At 49.9% G+C, this 495-nt stretch carries 1 protein-coding gene; it reads left to right on the top strand.

All coding sequences use genetic code 11. The features are described 5' to 3' along the window. On the top strand, positions 1–495 hold a 495-nt coding region (locus tag A3750_RS04620; protein ID WP_156498398.1), incomplete at both ends, for a S8 family serine peptidase.

Genomic DNA, 495 nt, shown 5'->3' with positions numbered 1-495 from the left:
ATATTGGTTGCTGCATCTGGAAATGAATACTCTTATGTTGTGAATTATCCAGCATCTAATCACGGTGTGATTTCAGTCGGTGCGACGGACTATCAAGGCAGCAAGGTCGCCTATTCTACCTACAATGAGTTTGTCGATGTGGTTGCGCCTGCCGGAATCTCTGACTTGAGCGATGGCGCCACAGATTTAGATCGAGATGGATATCTCGATGCAATTATGCGGGTTGATGGGAGCCCCACAGGCCTCACGTTGCCAGACGGCAAACCCTCGGGTTACTCTCCATCTCAAGGCACCTCGTTTTCTGCACCGGTTGTCTCTGGCGTTCTGGCACTTATGAAGTCTGTGTATCCTGATCTGACCCCTGCACATGTAGACTCCTTGTTAGCGTCCGGCGCACTCACTAATGATATTGGCCCTGATGGGCGGGATCCGTATTTTGGGCACGGTATGATTGACGCTTTTAAAGCCGTCAGTATTGCACAACAAATTGCTGCT

The sequence above is a fragment of the Oleiphilus sp. HI0079 genome (assembly GCF_001635105.1).
The sequence above is the reverse complement of the archived record's forward strand: the minus strand, read 5'-3'. Positions and strand labels throughout refer to the sequence as shown.